Raw genomic sequence first — 18,461 nt, forward strand, 5'->3', positions numbered from 1 at the left:
TTGGCCTGAAGGCCGGGGTACATGCCATGCGGGTAGATTACTTCCAATCGGGTGGGGGGCAGGCTCTGAGTGTCAGTTACAGTGGGCCCAACCTGAGCAAACAGCTCATCCCCGATGCTAGCCTCAAACGAGTAGATGTCTCCGTAATTACGACTAATAGTGGGACTGGCCTTCGGGCGGATTACTTCAACAATACAACACTAACGGCACCCGCTCAACTAACTCGTACAGATGCTACAGTGGACTTTGATTGGGGATATGACTCTCCTGCTCCCGGCACGATCAATACAGACGGTTTCTCTGCACGGTGGTTAGGTCAGGTTGAAGCTCCTACAACTGGTACATACACCTTTAGCACCAGTTCTGACGACGGTGTACGGCTTTGGGTCAACGGTACTCTGGTTGTAGATAATTGGACTGACCATGGGCCAACAACTAATGACGGAACGCCACTTACCCTAACGGCCGGTCAGCGGTACAATATCCGAATGGAATACTACGAAAATGGATATGGAGCAGTGGCTAGACTGTTGTGGTCATATCCAGGTCAATCACAGCAAATAATCCCCAAAACCAGATTGTATCCTTCGTCAACATCCAGCCAACGGATAGGCGCTATCAGCAAGGAAGAATCTGCGGATCCCTTTCTTACGCAAATTTATCCTGTACCCGCCCGAGGGCACATTTGGATACGTTACTACGCGGAGAAGGCCGGGGAGGCTCTTGTACAATTGATTAATAGTGCGGCTCAGCCAGTATTGCAAGTGCCTTCCCAGCTTGTATCTGGTGAAAACCTTATTAAGGTAGCGGTCGATCAGTTAAGTCAGGGTAGTTATATACTTACGCTAACTCAGGGTCAACAGCGCTTAAGTCGTAAAGTGCTTATTATTCCCTAATAAGCACTTTAGCATTCTTTGAAAGTAACAGCTTGTCTTTCATACAAGTTGTTACTTTTTTTAATTTAATGATACTTAATGAAATTGAGTATCGTGTCTTTCGTCTTTCGGTCTTTTTACTGTGGTCGTCAAGGTAGCCTGTCCTCTTAGATCAATACGGTTAGGGCAGGCTATAAACTACAATGTATTGATAAATAAAGTAGCCAAAATAGGCTAATGACAAATAAGTTAACGTGATAAACCAAACCGACAGCCGGTCAACATTCGGTATCTTGGCTTGATGAAGGCCATTTTTTCTTAGTCGTAGCCCTATATAACAAGGAAGAGATATCTTTTTTACCGTCAATAAATGACTAAAACAAGACAGCTTGTTTCATTAGCTAGTTGGTTTGGCAAGTAAGAAATTGATCTGTATTAGAACTGATGCCAGTTACTTTGTTTGTGCGCTAACTAGTATTAGCCAGTACAATAGATTCAGATTACTTGTGTATTTAACACTATATATTGGCTGAAAATCTGAAAAAACACATGATTATATGTTTTCTTATAACTATAAACTTAAATTAAACAAAAACTTATTGTTAACATTTTGTAATAAATAATAACACCGAGTTATCAAATATTTCCTAAATGATCATTTAAAGTAATTCCATTTGCGAACTATAATGAGCGATTTGTGAAAGGATGCCTACGTTTTTTTTTCAAAAAACAAAATAATTTATGTTTGTAAAAAAAACCAATTATAGACCGTTCAATAAAGATTCTTTTCGATTTATCCTTAAAGCGGCTTACTGTGTATACAATTAAAAGGATTACTTATGATTAGCATATATTTTTGTTTATACAATTATTAAAACGAAAACATAAAGTTACTCAATATAATTGATGTAAATCCGTGTTGTTAAAAGTGATTTTTGTAAGAGGAAATTATTTATAATATTTCGGATATAGATCAGGAATTAAGTTAAAACCTTATTCACTTTGTATTGTACATCTACTTTATATTGTATATGTCATTCTTTGTAATACTTATAAAAAATATTATAATAAATTCAAACTGGTCTTAGTAGATATCACTAGATGATTTCGTAGATACCATGTTTAGCAGTAATGCTATTTGTAAGTCAGTTTAAGATATCTGCAATCTTTTTTCAAAGGATCATTTGTTTTTAACTGGTTTTTAATGCCAAAACTATAGTACGATAGTGTGTATTATTTTATAAAGAATGTAGGTAAGGGATAGTAAATATGTCAACGGATAATTAAGAAACTTAATATCTAATGAGGACTGTAAATGATGCGAAGGCAATTGAGGTTGCCTTATTAAAACAAGAAAGCGTACAACAAGCTGTTGTGGTGACATATGAAAGTCTTCCAGGCTACGCAACACTAGTTGCCTATTTAATTGCGAGCGGTGTAAAAAGCAAGGTTACGGACATACGGGCTGCCATTGAACAAGAGCTGCCTAATTGTGTAATCCCCTCCTACTTTATATGGATGAGTGAGTTTCCTAAAATAGCTAATGGAGAAATTGATAAACATTCGTTGCCAAAACTTGAATTCCAGGATACTGGCATTTCTTCCGTTGTCTATTCAAAAAACAAAACGATTACTGGCTTATTCTCATTACAGGTAGAAAAAACACCTGATGATACCGCGGTGCTATTTAAGGATGAAGTATTAACTTATCGGGATTTAGATACAAGATCTAATCAAATAGCCAATTATTTAAGAAAACATGGTGTAAAGGAGGAGACGTTAGTTCCTATTATCATGAATCGCTCGCTTGAGATGATCATCGGAATAATAGGAATATTAAAAGCAGGGGGAGCCTATGTACCTATTGATCCGGAATATCCTAAAGATCGAATAAAGTACATACTGTCAGACACGAATGGCCATTTAATAGTTACCGATTCTCGCTCATATACGTCATTAATGAGCCAAGAGGAAGAAAAAAAAATAGTATATATAGATCGTGATTGGAGCCTAATTTCAACGGAATCACTAGAAGCAGTCCAAACTTCTTTAGCCCCTCATAATCTGGCTTATATAATTTATACGTCAGGTTCGACGGGTCAACCTAAAGGTGTAATGATTGAACACCAATCTGTAGCCAATGAAATTAGTAACTATTCAACGATTTTCGATTTTAATGTTACGGATAGACAGCTATTAATAGCCAATTACACGTTTGATGCGTCAGTTGAGCAAATTTTTGTTCCGCTTATAAGTGGAGCCTGCTTAGTATTAATTTCTAAAGACGACCAATTAGATCCTGTAAAGCTGGATACTGTAATCGAAAAAATGGAGATTACCCACATCCAAGCTACTCCTTCCTTTTTAAAAAGTATAAAGCCTCGATTATACCCAAAATTAAAGCGAATTTGCTCAGGGGGAGAGTCGTGTCCCGTTGAGCTTGCAGAGCAGTGGAGTCAATACGTTAGCTTCTTCAACAAATACGGACCAACGGAAGCTACTGTAAATACAAGCTATCATTTTTACGATCGAGAAAAACACTATACGAAACAGCTGCCGATAGGCAAAGCCTTGCCCAATACTCAACTATATATTCTGGATGAATTTAATAATGCCGTTCCGGTAGGTGTGACAGGTGAACTGCATATTGGCGGAATACAATTAGCAAGAGGCTATTTAAATAGTACTAAGCTGACGGCCGATAAATTCATACAAAATCCGTTTAGTGAAACAGATTCACGTCTATACAAGACCGGAGATTTAGCCAAATGGCTACCAGACGGAAATATAGAGTATTTAGGTAGAATAGATGATCAGGTAAAAATCAGAGGATACCGTATAGAATTAGGTGAGGTTGAAAGTATTCTTGGTCAACATTCATCGGTAGATCAGTGCGTGGTAATAGCGAAAGAAGATCAGACTGGAAGTAAGCAACTTATCGCTTATATAGTCCCCAAGATGGAGCTTGATATAACAGATATTATAGTATATCTAAAGAATACGTTGCCAGAACATATGTTGCCGTCCCGACTAGTGCGATTAGATTTCTTACCATTAAATAACAACGGTAAAATAAATAAAAAACTGCTACCAGATCTATCGTCGAAAAGACCTGAATTGTCTACATTGTATAGAGCACCCCAAACAAGTGTAGAAAAACAAGTTGCTGATTTCTGGGCATCATTATTACAATTCGATAAAATAGGCATAAATGATAATTTTTTCGAACTAGGGGGTAATTCCTTGTTGGCTATAAAAACGGTGGCGACTTTAAAAGAGATGTATAATTATCATTTACCAGTCGCTAAAGTATATCAATATGCTACAGTTAAAGGAATTTCACAGTTTTTAAGTGAAAAGGATGAGAATAAACCGGATTCTACCTCACAACAAAAGGTGCCATACCAGTCAATTCATGAAGTTGCAGTGATTGGTATGGCTGGACGTTTTCCGGGTGCAAATACCATAAATGAACTTTGGGACGTATTAAAGAATGGAAAAGAGACAATTAGGTTTTTTTCCGATCAGGAATTAGATTCCAATATACCGGAAAGTACAAAGACCGATTCGAATTACGTAAAGGCGCGAGGTGTAATTGACAAAGTAGACGAATTTGATGCCTCTTTCTTCGGCATCAATCCAAAAATGGCGGAATTAATGGATCCGCAGCAACGTATTTTTTTAGAAATCGCTTGGGAAGCGTTAGAATATACCGGATATGTCTCAGAAAAGTATAAAGGTACTATTGGCGTTTTTGCCGGTTGCCGATTTAATACCTATTACCTGAACAATGTTGCCTCTAATGCCGAGTTAATTGATAAATCTGGATTTCTACAAGTAATGACGTATAATGATAAGGATTATATTTCTTTACGTACAGCTTATGCATTGAATTTAAAAGGACCTGCTGTAACAGTGCAATCTGCCTGTTCTACATCTTTGTTAGCAATCGCGCAAGCGGTTGAAAGTATTCGAAAAGGCCAATGTGATATGGCTCTGGCCGGAGGAGCGGTTATCACGGCACCTGTTAATAGCGGTCATCTATATCAGGAGGGTGCCATGTTGAGTAATGATGGACACTGCAGGCCATTTGATGCTGAGGCAAAGGGAACAATATTTAGTGACGGAGCCGGGGTCGTATTATTGAAAAGCAGGAAGCAGGCAGAAGAAGATGGGGATATTATTTATGCGGTAATTAAGGGTGTTGGAGTAAATAATGATGGTGGAGGTAAAGCAAGTTTAATGGCTCCAAGTTCAGACGGACAAGCTGGTGCTATAAAAATGGCTATAGATAATGCGGGCGTAGACCCTGCTTCTATTTCATATATTGAAGCACATGGCACGGCCACACCGTTAGGTGATCCAATAGAAATAGAAGGATTAAAAAAAGCATTCGGATTACACGAAAAGAAACAGTTTTGTGCTTTAGGTTCTATTAAAAGTAATATGGGACATTTGGTAACAGCTGCTGGTGTTGCCGGATTTATAAAAACTGTTTTGAGTTTGCATCATAAGCAAATTCCACCATCCTTATTTTACAAAGAGTCAAACCCTAATATTGATTTTAAAAATAGTCCTTTCTATGTCAACACCTTATTGAAGGAGTGGAAATCAGAAACTATAAGAAGAGCAGGGGTTAGTTCATTTGGCGTGGGAGGAACCAATGTTCACGTAATAGTAGAAGAATTTGAGAACGAAACACCTGATTTAACTCCAGAGCAAAGCAGAAAAGTTCAACTCATTACCTGGTCAGCAAAATCAGCTGTTAGCTGTGATACATATGCGCAACGTCTAGCTAACTATATTCAACAGAATCCTGAAGTTGATCTGGCTAATATCGCTTTTACACTACAAACGACCCGGGCAGATTTCAATAATCGTCGATTTTTGGTAGCGGTCACGGCTGATGAACTAGCAAAAAAAATTCTTACAAATAATAAATCGTCAATTAAAGCAAAAACAACAAAGGAAATAGTAGGTGATGTAGTTTTTATGTTTCCTGGTCAAGGCTCGCAGTACCTTAATATGGGGCGTGAACTATACGAAAACGAGCCTCTATATCGGCAAGCTGTTAATGAATGTGCTGAACTGCTAAATGAGTATTTAGACGTAGACATACGCGCAATTATTTATCCTGACGATGCCAATTGGGGGACTGAAGAGCGCTTAAAAAATACGCAGTTTACTCAACCAGCATTATTTGTTACCGAGTACGCTTTAGCCAAGTTGTGGATGAGTTGGGGAATCAAACCGTCAATAGTTTGTGGGCATAGTATTGGTGAGTTTATAGCGGCTCACTTAGCAGGTGTATTTACGTTGGCAGATGCGTTAAAACTGATTGCTATTCGTGGCCGCTTAGTGAGCGAACTCCCTCGTGGCAGCATGCTTTCAGTGAGAATGGAAGCCGAAAAGATCAGTGCACTCATGCCAGAGCCTTTGTCAATTGCCGCCGTAAATAGCCATAAATTATGTGTAGTAGCCGGTCATGATGAAGACATTGCCTCTTTTGCCAGCGTGTTAGATGCAAGAGGAATACCCAATCGGATTTTGTCAACGAGTCATGCATTTCACTCTGTTATGATGGAACCGGTTGTTTCTGAGTTCAAAAAAATTGTTGACCAGGTCCTTCTAAATCGTCCCCAGATACCTATAATATCAACCGTAAGTGGTACCTGGCTGACTGATACTCAAGCTACAGATCCCAATTATTGGGCCAAGCATTTACGCTTGACCGTGCGCTTTTCTGATGCACTGGAATCTATATTTAAACTGAATCAGCCACTTTTAATAGAGGTTGGACCCGGCAGTGTAACGGCAACGTTTGCTCGCCAGCAAGCAGGTTCCAGGCAGGCAAACATTTTGACTACGTTAGACAAAAAAGGGGAGAAAACTGACTACGAATCAATTTTAAAAACACTTGGGCAAACTTGGCAAAACGGCCTAGAACCAGACTGGGAAACTTTCTACGCGAATCAAAATAGAGTCAAATTAAATTTACCAACATATGCTTTTGATAAAAAGCGCTACTGGGTGGAGCCGATAAAACAGGTACCGAAAGTTAGCTATCCGTTGACAAATCCAGTAGAGCTAGAACCACTAGGTAGCCACACTACTCAAAATTATCCTCACCCAATGAATATGCGAAAAGATGTTTTAATTATGAAGATTAAAGAAATGCTGGAAGATGCATCCGGCATTGAGATGGAAAATATAACGCCTGACATGAATTTTTTGGAAATCGGACTAGATTCTCTATTACTTACTCAGGTATCGCTAATTTTAAAAAAAGAATTCAATTTGCCAATTACCTTCAGGCAATTGAACGAAGAATACGCTACACTTGATGCGCTTGCTGATTATTTAGATAGTAGTTTACCAGCCGAAGTTTATGCACAAAAGTCAATTTTTCAACCAGTAAATCAACAAGTAGAATCACACACCCGTCAAAGTAATACATTAGGGCAATCCAATGCTACTTCTGTGTTAGACTTGATGGCCCAACAACTGCAAATCCTGTCAAAACAGGTTGCACTAATGCAAGATGGTAGCCAGCCTCAGGCTCTGCCATTAATGGTAACTCCGGCAACTACGAACAGTAAAGTTATTCCACTAATAACGTCGGAGCTAACGCCAGAAGAAGAGATCGAACTTAAGAAACCTTTTGGCGCAAGCGCTCGTATTGAGCGGCAGATTACGGAATTAAATTCTAAGCAGAAGATTTTCCTTCAGCAGCTCACTAATCGCTATAACCAAAAAACAGGCGGCAGCAAAAATTATACACAACAACATCGCGCTTACATGGCCGATCCTCGGGTCGTTTCAGGATTCAAACCACTTACCAAAGAGCTTGTCTACCCAATTGTAATTAACAAATCGAAGGGTAGCCGTTTGTGGGATGTTGATGGAAACGAATACATTGATATGCTTAATGGTTTTGGCTCCAACATGTTCGGTTTTCAACCTGATTTTATAAAAGATGCCCTATATAATCAGATTGAAAACGGATTTGAAATTGGTCCTCAACATGAATTGGCTGGCGAGGTAAGCAGATTAATTTGTGACTTTACTAGCTTCGATCGGGCTGCTTTATGTAGTACAGGATCAGAAGCGGTATTAGGTGCTATGCGAGTTGCCCGTACAGTAACTGGCAAATCGCTTATTGTTGCTTTTTCAGGATCATATCACGGAATTATTGATGAAGTAATTGTACGAGGAACAAAAAAATTAAAATCGTACCCAGCCGCACCGGGTATTCTGCCAGAGTCTGTGCAGAACATGTTAATTCTGGATTATGGCACGGATGAAAGTATAAGGATTATTAAAGAAAGAGCACATGAGTTAGCGGCCGTATTAGTAGAACCGGTGCAAAGTCGCCGACCAGAGTTTGTACCGATTGACTTTTTAAAACAGGTTCGGACAATTACTGCTGACACAGGTGTTGCCTTGATTTTTGATGAAGTAATTACCGGTTTCAGAATGCATCCTGGAGGTACACAAGCACTGTTTGGTATCAAAGCCGACTTAGCCTCCTACGGTAAAGTAATTGGTGGTGGATTACCAATTGGGGTAATTGCTGGCAATAAAGAATACATGGATGCCCTTGATGGTGGTTCCTGGCAGTATGGTGACACTTCCTTTCCCGAAAAAGGGGTTACTTATTTTGCTGGTACTTTTGTTCGCCATCCCCTGGCACTCGCAGCGGCTAAAGCGTCATTATTACATTTGAAAGAGTTAGGACCTGGTCTACAGAAATCACTTACTGATAAAGCTCAGCGAGTTGCCAGCACATTAAACGCAGAATTTGACCGGCTTCAGATTCCTTTTTTTGTTGCCCAGTTTGGTTCACTGTGGAAAATTAAACCCAAAGAAGAAGTACCATACAGCGAGTTGCTTTTTACATTAATGCGGGAAAAAGGCATTCATATCTGGGATGGTTTTCCGTGTTTTATAACTGAAGCACATACTGATGCAGAAATAGACTTAGTGATTAAGTTATTTTCTGAGAGTTTACAGGAAATGATTGATGTAGATTTTTTTAAAAGCAGTGCAAAAGTTACGCTTCCGGAAGCAAAATCTGATCGCTCTTACGCCTTTAGCGAACCCCCAAGAGTTGGCGCTAAATTGGGTAGAGACAGAGAAGGAAATCCCGCCTGGTTCATTTCAGATCCAGAGCAACCAGGTAAATATGTACAGATCTAATTAAAGTAAACGATATGATTGAAAATTTTACTATCCCAAACGTTAAGGTTGCTGAATTTGATCCTTTTGCCGGGCCAGAAATCGTGCGTGTTGCACCATCTATCGAGCCACAAATGGAAATATGGACAGCTTGTCTATTAGGTGGTGATGATGCGAACCGAGCCTATAATTTATCAAATTCGTTACGGTTCACAGGAGTCTTGGACAGGCTTGCTATGGAGCAGGCAATACAAGCACTGGTTCGTCGTCATGAAGCCTTGCGATCGGTATTCAGTGCCAATGGTGAACACATCTTTATACTGAAAGAATTACTGATTGATATAACTTATCAAGATGTTTCTGCCAAAGAAACTGACGAAAAAGAACTACTATTGGCGGATTATATAAAGCAGGATGCCTTACATGTATTTAACCTAGCGCAAGGGCCTTTATTTAGGGTTAGTTTATTCAAACTGTCGGACAAAGAACATTATTTAATTTTAACGACTCATCATAGCACTCGTGATGGCTGGTCAATGGGCGTTATGCTACAAGACCTAAGTGCATTATATTCAGGCTATGCACAAGGTATTACGCTCAATTTACCTGAAGCGCCATCTTTTGCGCAGTATGCTGAGGAACAATTTCAGTTTTCTGAGAGTGATGAATATTATAAAACCGAGGAGTTCTGGGTTAACAAATACAAAGAGAACGTTCCAATTTTTGACCTTCCAACGGATTTTCCACGACCTGCACTCCGTACATTTAACAGTAAACGTATAGATTATACGCTGGATGGTGACTTGGTTATGGCGGTCAAAAAAATGGGTTTAAAAGCTGGTTGCAGCTTTGTAACTACATTAATGTCCGCTTTTGACGTATTAATGCATCGGTTATCCGGCCAAGAAGATATTATAATAGGTTTACCCACAGCCGGGCAATCAGCAACTGGCAACAAGCGATTGGTAGGTCACTGTGTAAATCTGTTACCAATACGAAGCCATCTTGAAAAACAGTTTAGGTTTTCTGATTTCTTAAAAAATTGCCGACAATCGGTTTTTGATGCGCACGAGCATCAACGATTGACATTTAGTAATTTATTCAGAAAGCTGAATATTCCCAGAGATTTGTCAAGGTCACCTCTCGTTTCCGTTGTTTTTAACATAGACATGGGAATGAATGATGGGGTTAATTTTTATGGCCTTACCCATCATTTGGCGAGCCATCCTAAAGAGTTCGAAAATTTTGAATTATTCCTCAACGCCACTGGATCCGAAAAATCTTTGACCTTAGAATGGGCCTATAACACAAACCTGTTCAAAGCAGAGACAATTTATCAAATGATGGCTGAGTTTGAAAACATTCTAAAAACTCTTGTTGTCGACCCTTCCATTTTAATTGGTGATATAAAATTTATTTCTGAAACCAATTTGAGTGAAAAACTAATTCAATGGAATGATACGCAAGTTGACTATCCTCGACATATACCCTTGCATGAATTAATTGCTCGAACAGCTGCTAAGTATCCGAATAGAACAGCTTTAGTTTTTAATAGTCAGGAACTAAGTTATCAACTACTGAATGAAACGGCTAACCAGATCGCCAATTATTTAATACAAAAAGGAATTAAGGTTGGCGATATTATAGGCATAGCATTAGATCGGTCGCCAGACATGTTGATTGCAATGTTGGCGACACTCAAAGCAGGAGCGGCATACTTACCTCTTGATCCAGACTATCCGCAAGATCGTCTGACATTTATGCTGGCTGACTCGTCTGCCAAAATGCTTATCACATCTAAAAAATATAGTAAGCACCTACACAGTCAAGCTGAAGAAATCTTGATTGAAAATGTACTGGAAGAATCAATTGTTTATGCTAAAGATAAACCTGACAGCTTGGTTACGGGCGATGATCTGGCTTACCTATTGTATACGTCAGGTTCGACGGGTAAACCTAAAGGCGTATTAATAGAACATCATAATCTGGTGAACTTTCTGTGGAGTATGCTGAAAGAGCCAGGTATCAGCCAGAACGATGTGTTGCTGGCAATAACCACAACATCATTTGACATAGCTGGCCTTGAGTTGTACTTGCCATTGGTCGCGGGGGCTACGATCTTATTGGCTGATGCTACAACTGCCCGGGATGGGCATGCGTTACTTAAACTTATTAAGGCTAAAAAAGTAAGTATCATGCAGGCAACGCCCTCTACCTGGCGAATTATGTTCGATTCAGGTTGGGACGAACCGCTGGCCTTAAAAGTCCTGTGTGGCGGAGAGGCTCTTTCGAACGATTTGGCAGAAAAACTTACGGCTAAATGTGATGAGTTGTGGAATGTTTATGGCCCAACGGAAACAACCATTTGGTCGACTGTAAAAAAAATTAGTAAGAATGAATTAATAACGATTGGCAGGCCCATCAACAATACCCAACTTTTTATACTCGATGAATTTTTGAAGCCCGTAGCTGAAGGTATAGTTGGTGAGTTATGCATTGCGGGTGATGGAGTAGCTCGCGGATACTTGAACCGGCAGGAATTGACTAGTGAAAAGTTCGTCAAAAATCCTTTCGACAAGTTGCAGAAAAGCACAATGTACCGCACGGGTGATCTGGGTAAATTTCTGGAAAACGGTGAAATACAGTGTCTGGGGCGTATTGATCAGCAAGTAAAAATTAGAGGCCATCGTATTGAGCTTGGAGAGATAGAAAATGTATTAAGCACAATTAAGTATATTAAAGAAGCGGCTGTTGTGGCTCGTGAAGATAATCCCGGCGATCAGCGGCTGGTTGCTTACGTAGTTCCCGAATCAATTGTAGCTGAGGATAAAACGTCCAGCTGGCAAGAACGATGGAACGTGATTTATAATACGGGGATGACTATTGCTGAGCAACTGAGTGATCACAAAGACATAAAACTCGAAATTGATGATTGGGCGCAACAATCGATCAAAAGAATAGAAAATTTAAAGCCGAAGCGAATTATGGAGGTTGGTTGCGGAGATGGTCAATTACTTTTCGCACTTGCTCCTCATGCAACACACTACATTGGTACAGATTACTCTCAATCCGGCATCAAAAAGTTACAGGAAAAATTACAGGCAGACGCGGCCAAGTGGACGAATGTTACCACAGCTATTGCGCAGGCTGATGATTTCAGTATAGTTCCGGAATCCTCTCTGGATATGGTACTGGTACACAGTGTGGCTCAATATTTTCCCGATATGGCTTACTTATTACGTGTAATTGAGCAAGCCGTTAAAGCCGTAGACCAGGGAGGGTGCATTTTTATAGGGGATATGCAGGGAAAAAGCACCCTGAGGATGCACCATACGTTCGATCAGTTTCAACGTTCGTCAGAGGAGAATACAGTAGCAGACTTTAAAAAGATTATTAACAAAAGAGTACTCATTGAAGATGAACTGGTAGCAGATCCAACTTTTTTCTATTTACTCCCGCATTATATACCAGCAATTTCGGCTGTCAATATTCAACTTCGAGAAGGCAAATACCTTAACGAAACGACTAAATATCACTATGATGTATGGTTGTATATCGGACATTCGCCCGAAGTCGTTTCTGCTGATATCGTTATTGACTGGACGCCCGACTACACACTTGAACGCCTTGAGCAGGATCTGTTAGAGAAATCGCAGTGTGTATTTCAGGTAAAAAACATCTTCAACAACCGCACAGCACAAGACTATAATCTGCTTCAGACTATAGACAATCTAAGCGGTGATGCGTTACTGGTAGACGCGAGACGAAAGATGGGTTCTACTGCATCCAGCGTTGACCCCAAACAATTGTGGTCATTAGGGGAAAAACACAACTTTTCCACTCACGTACGCTGGTCTGGTGATGGCAGCGATAATTTCCTGGATGTTGTTTTTATCCCTGGCAAGCTCAGCAAGAAAATTCCCGCCAAGCCAAGATCAGTTTCGATAGAAAATTCATTGCTGAGTGATTTTATTAACGACCCCTTCAAACCTGATATGGTTGTTCCTCAAGAGCAAATTCAGGTGTGGAAGCAACAGATTCGACTACAGCTTCCTGACTATATGGTCCCTAACGACTTCATCATTTTAGCCAAGTTGCCCATAACACCCAACGGTAAAATCGATAGGAAGGCTTTGCCGGAACCAAGGCCAAACGGGGTAGAAAGCCGAATCGGGTTTACGGGGCCGCGAACGAATGTAGAAAAGGTAGTAGCAGATATATGGGTAGAGTGCCTGAAACTCGAAAAAATAAGTGTATTTGACAATTTCTTTGAGTTAGGCGGACACTCGCTGATTGCCGTACAGATTATGACCCGTCTGGAAAAGAAAACGGGTAAGCATATGCCGCTATCAACATTGTTCGAATATCCAACGGTAGAAAAATTATCATTAGCCTTAGAAATGGATGGCCAGTCCATCGTTTGGGATTCGCTTGTTCCTATAAAACCACAAGGAACAAAAATGCCTCTCTATATAGTACATGGAGCGGGTTTGCATGTATTATTATTCAACACACTAGCTGTGAATATGGATCCTGATCAACCTGTTTTTGGCCTACAGGCGAAAGGAATCAACAGTGAAGATGAGCCGTTCGATAATATCGAAGATATTGCTTCCTATTATATTGAGGCAATCATGGCAAAAAATCCGGATGGTCCTTATGCGTTGGCTGGTTTCTCGTTTGGTGGGATAATAGCCTATGAAATGAGTAAAAGGCTACTGGAAAGAGGTAAAGAAGTGAAGTTATTGGCCATGTTTGATTCCTATGCTTATCAGTCAAATTACTTCGATCCGTGGCTAAACAAAATATGGATTAACTCTCTGTCTCTGTTGAAAGAAAGGTTATACCTTTTAACCCTACTGAAAGAAAGTCCCCGAGAGACTATAATTTCTAAACGAGAGTCACTAAAACGCAGACTGAATCAGATGTATCGAAAAATTCGATATAATGAAGACCGCCATAAAGTGTTTTATAATAATTATTACAAAGTGCATGAAACAAATCAGATAGCGGCCCGTAAGTACCGGTTGGTACCTCAGCAGGTAAGTATCGATTTATTCCGTGCTAAAAAACGCAGTTACTATGTACAAGATTTCGAATTTCTGGGCTGGAAGCCGTTCGCTTTGAAAGGCATTAAAGTACATGAGGTTCCAGGCGATCATAATAGTTTGTTTACTAATTCAAACGGTAAAGAATTTGCCCAAGTTTTACAAAGAGTTCTGGATAATTGCTAACCTCGGAGGTTATTCGGGAATTGAAACCGTCTAAAAACTGCCAGCACTGGTTTTCCTGCCGCTCCCTCATGGGAGCGGCAGATGCTTTTTTTTGATCTCAACGGCATCCGTAAACCTGATCTTAGGTAGTGATATAGTCGGGTTTACCAGTTCGTTTATTTCAGCTTTGCCAGTAATGTAAGACTATTAGCCACCATGCCTGTACTTCGCACGTAGTGCCCATACCGAAGTTCGACGCTTTGCCAATGAGGAATGCCAAGCAGCCCACCGGGGGGAGCCAAACGAAGTCCCGTTCCGATAAATTGACTATTGAAACCAGAAATATCGTAGTCGCTGGTGTAGTATGAATCGGTTTGGCGGTGCTGGCCATAAGAAGCAAAATACCGCACGGCGGTTTGGTGGCTGAACCGGTAAAAGGGACTCACCGATACAAACGAGGTCAACTTGATGGGCGTTTCGAGATTGATCGTATGCGCCTGCATACCCCAGTCGTCAATGTAATATCGGTAAAACGTTCGCAGAATGACCTTGTCTCCCAAAAAGTAGTGTAGTCGGAGTCCAATGGGCAGTTTAAGGCGACTGCCCGGCAAACGCTCCACCGTTTCAGCGCCATCCTGAAAATAAATCCGGTGAAAGGGCGTGCTCAGCAATCCCTGCTGAAATGCCGGTTCTACAGTTAGAAATACTTGCAGGCGTTTGTTGATAACCTGCGAAATAGATAGCCCCAAATTGTACGAATTGCGCGGTTTGTAATCAACAGGGTCGGTGTCGCCGTGGGCTCCGGACCCATAGCCTTCGGGCCTGAGTTCGGCGGGTAGAATCACTTTCCACGTATCAAAAAAGGCCCCTGCTTTCAGGCTTATTTCCCGGTTATTATCTGCCGACGTTTTGGCAAAATTAAGGTTGAGCCCATACGATTTATAATCATATTCGGTCGAGTAGGATAGGGCAATACCCTGCGTGGTGTGTCGGTCGCTGTTGTGTACGTTCCAGGCTAGTGATGGGTAAATATGCGTATCACTCCGCGAGGCTGACGAAACCGTTAAGGGATCTATCTTATCCGACGACGCCGAGGTGTAGTGATCTATGTTGAGATCAAAGGCAATTGTATGCTGGCGATTCAGGCGGTCGGTAGTTTTGAGTACCAGATCGACTGATTCCGAAAAGTCAGTTAATTTTTCGGTACCGATGCCCCCCGTCACGGCGGAGTTATTGCCTTCCTGATGGTAATAACCCGATACTAAGTTTACCTCTTCAATTTTGAGTTTGCGCGTCTCATAAGCAGGCTGGGCGACTGATTGGCCATAGCCCGCCCGAAGTAAACTAAGCAGCAGACTAACCGATATGCAGATTTTTTTCATTAATTGATTTGCTTAATTACAGCCGCATCCTCCCCCACTTTTACCCCCGTTAGCGCCGGCAGCACCTTCTCGGTAGAGATAGAAATTCTGCTCGAATTTTTCCGACTTCCGGGCAGATAACTCCATCTCGGCATCATTGATCCTGTTTTTCTGATACTCTTTGACGGTCGTGCAACCCGACAGGCCGAGTAGCACAATTCCCGCCAATAAAGCGTTCCGGGTGATTTCTTTTTTCGTAGTCATTTCTAAATCGTCTGTGTTAGTTAAGCTGCGGCAGGCGCTGTAATTCGAATATTGGTTGATGTATACAGGGCATCGGTATCGTCAATAATAATACAGGCAATGTGCCGCATCTGATTTATCAGGTCCAGCCCCACCCGAACGCCCATTACCATTACGGGAGTAGCCAGTGCATCGGCCAGTTCAGCATTGGGGGCAATAACGGTTACACTTTTGATTCCTGACACCGGATACCCCGTTTTTGGATCAATTGTATGGGCGTACCGTTTGCCATTAATCAGGGCGTATTTCTCGTAGCTGCCCGATGTCGCCACGGCCATATCGCTGATAGCCAGATACGAAAATGCCTGTTGGGTTGTTCCGTTAGGATCAGCAATACCAATGGTCCAGACCTGTCCATTGGGTTGCCTTCCCCAGGTTGTCAGGTCACCGGCTGCATTGACAATCCCATTCTCCACGCCCCGCTTACGCAGGATGCATTTGGCCTGTTCAGCCGCGTACCCTTTACCAATACCGCCAAAACCAATTCGCATGCCTTTTTCTTTCAGGAAAACAGTACGTTGTTCAGCATTGAGCAACACGTTTTGGTAATTGATCAATCGAACCATACGCTGGGCAGTTTTTTGATCAGGTAAAGCGGTTAGCGTGGTATCAAAATTCCAAAAGCGTTTATCCATCGAGCCATATGTAATGTCGAACGCTCCCTGGGTCAGCACCGACAGTCGTAGTGATCGCTCAATCAGCGCAAACACTTCCTCATCAACCTGCACTGGCCTAATACCCGCGCTGGCATTAATCTGGTTGGTCTGACTCTCATCGTTATACGTTGTCAGCAGTCGTTCAATACGACTGATTTCCACAATGGCTTCATCGAGACAATCGTTTGCCCAGTCGGTATCCTGGCTGACAACGCTTAGCTCAAACCGATTACCCATCAGCCGTTGTACCCGTTGGTGAATGCGGGGAAACTGGCTCATTTCGTTGTCGATGTAGCAGTAGCAGATTGTATAGTCTCTACAAAGGCGGATACCGTCAAGGACTGCGGGTAGCCATCCCATTCTTTCAACACGTGGCCGTTTGCATCGAGCAATACAGTGAAAGGGAATTTACCCTGTTGATTGTATTTCTCAGCCAACGATTCATTGTGCGCTATTTGGCGAGCCTCTAACTGATTTTTTGACAATCGCGGGAAATCAGCCCGTACGAGCACTAAGTGGTCGGTGGCAAACTGCCCAAACTCCGCCGACTCAAAAATGTTTTTCTTAAGTTTGATGCAGGGGCCGCACCAGTCCGACCCGGAAAAATTCAGCAAAATAAATTTATGCGTTTGGGCCGCTTCGGTTTTTGCCTGCTCGAAATTGAGTTGCCAGTTAGGAGCGTTCGGCAACAGATATATAAAGATTGCTATTAGTACAAGTTTCATGGTGGTTCTAATTTGTTGTTTATGAATTGAGATTTGCTAACTATAAACGACCAGCGTTTTGCCGTCGGTGGCTACCTTGTAAACGGCAATACCTTTGCTACCGAAGCTATTCTTGCCTTTGCCCGTCAGATCATAGCGAGCACCGTGTACAGTGCAGTAAAACTCTGTTTTATTGAAAATGATGGCCTTCTTAGGCTCGTGACTACATGTTTGCGTCACGGCTGCGTAGGTTCCTGAACTAACCTGGGCTACCACGATACCGCTCTGCACCAGGTAGCCGCCAATGGCCTTAAGCGCCGAAGCGGTAGACGTAGTTAAGTCTATAGTTAGCAACCGATTTGTAATCGTGCTCAAGTCGGTTCCACTGGTAGCAGTGGTGGTTGTGGGCGCTGTGGTGGTGCCTGATACTGGCAACGTAATGGTACTGGTTGTGGGTGAAGTAACGGTGCCGCTCTGTATTCCCGCCAGTGTCAGGGCATTAACGACGGTATCTTCTGGCCGAACGCAGGACGTTAAAGCCGCCATCAGAGCCGCTCCGGTGAAACCCATCGATTTAAGAAAATCGTATCGAGTCATAAGTTACAGTGGGTGTTAACAACTAGTTGAGTATTTATACATCTATACGCTAGGTAGTTCTCAAGCGTGGCAATTACTCATTCGCAAAATGACGGGGAAGGACAGATGATGCAGAGAAAGACAGTCATTAAACGATCAGTTCACGTGGGGGTTTCATTCACTAATAAGATTGCTCAAGGTGTATTTCCGTGAAATAAGCACTGATGGTTGTCGGATTAAGTGGTTCAAGTAAACGTTTGGGCCGATCAATGAAAACCAGAATTTGCCGGAAGAAGCTGGTTGAATTTGTCCAATCATCTGGCTGAACCAGAAAGGGCTTCAGCAACCGGTAGAGATGTTCAAAAATAACCCAGTCCACGTAGATCTCCTGATTAAGCTGAATTTGATAAACCGGGCTTAACCGATTTACTTTAGCCAGCACAACCTCAGTCGGCGTTTTTGGCTGTCTGTGGCGCTTGCGGGGTGACGATGGCCTTACAGCCCAAATTGTGTGGGTATCCACCAGCAGCCTCGTATAATCCGTTACATTATACCAGACGGTATTTTGATGGGTGATATATTGAATTGGCTTCAT

9 protein-coding genes are annotated in these 18,461 nt (G+C 41.7%); 3 read left to right on the forward strand and 6 right to left on the reverse strand.

The genetic code is table 11. The features are described 5' to 3' along the window. The 3 genes from ACFS25_RS13425 to ACFS25_RS13435 all read left to right on the forward strand — a co-directional run. A partial coding sequence (locus ACFS25_RS13425; RefSeq protein ID WP_381501467.1) for a PA14 domain-containing protein occupies positions 1-896 on the forward strand: 896 nt, incomplete at its 5' end. Between the two features lie 1,281 nt (positions 897-2,177). Further along, a complete protein-coding gene (locus ACFS25_RS13430) occupies positions 2,178-9,074 on the forward strand; it encodes an amino acid adenylation domain-containing protein (protein ID WP_381501470.1) in 6,897 nt (2,298 codons plus the stop codon). Positions 9,075-9,088: 14 nt separating this feature from the next. Continuing rightward, positions 9,089-14,287, forward strand: coding sequence for an amino acid adenylation domain-containing protein (locus ACFS25_RS13435; RefSeq protein ID WP_381501474.1), 5,199 nt, complete (start codon positions 9,089-9,091; stop codon positions 14,285-14,287). A 155-nt stretch (positions 14,288-14,442) separates the two neighbouring features. Here ACFS25_RS13435 and ACFS25_RS13440 read toward each other — a convergent pair whose 3' ends face one another. The 6 genes from ACFS25_RS13440 to ACFS25_RS13465 form a co-directional block, all read right to left on the reverse strand. Then, complete coding sequence (locus ACFS25_RS13440) at positions 14,443-15,648, reverse strand: DUF3570 domain-containing protein (RefSeq protein WP_381501477.1); 1,206 nt, start codon at positions 15,646-15,648, stop codon at positions 14,443-14,445. 12 nt (positions 15,649-15,660) lie between these two features. Then, the gene (locus tag ACFS25_RS13445) at positions 15,661-15,891 is read right to left on the reverse strand and encodes a DUF4266 domain-containing protein (protein ID WP_381501480.1); all 231 of its coding nucleotides are present in this window, start codon (positions 15,889-15,891) and stop codon (positions 15,661-15,663) included. 20 nt (positions 15,892-15,911) lie between these two features. Then, complete coding sequence (locus tag ACFS25_RS13450) at positions 15,912-16,865, reverse strand: FAD:protein FMN transferase (protein ID WP_381501485.1); 954 nt, start codon at positions 16,863-16,865, stop codon at positions 15,912-15,914. Beyond that, the gene (locus ACFS25_RS13455; RefSeq protein ID WP_381501488.1) at positions 16,862-17,311 is read right to left on the reverse strand and encodes a thioredoxin family protein; all 450 of its coding nucleotides are present in this window, start codon (positions 17,309-17,311) and stop codon (positions 16,862-16,864) included. Before ACFS25_RS13455 ends, ACFS25_RS13450 begins: the two co-directional genes overlap by 4 nt. Before the next feature lie 36 nt (positions 17,312-17,347). After that, entirely contained in the window at positions 17,348-17,887 is a 540-nt protein-coding gene (locus ACFS25_RS13460; protein ID WP_381501491.1) for a Rieske 2Fe-2S domain-containing protein, read from the reverse strand. Between the two features lie 160 nt (positions 17,888-18,047). Continuing rightward, complete coding sequence (locus ACFS25_RS13465) at positions 18,048-18,461, reverse strand: hypothetical protein (protein WP_381501494.1); 414 nt, start codon at positions 18,459-18,461, stop codon at positions 18,048-18,050.

It is taken from the genome of Spirosoma flavum, assembly GCF_042686045.1.
Lineage (GTDB): Bacteria > Bacteroidota > Bacteroidia > Cytophagales > Spirosomataceae > Spirosoma > Spirosoma flavum.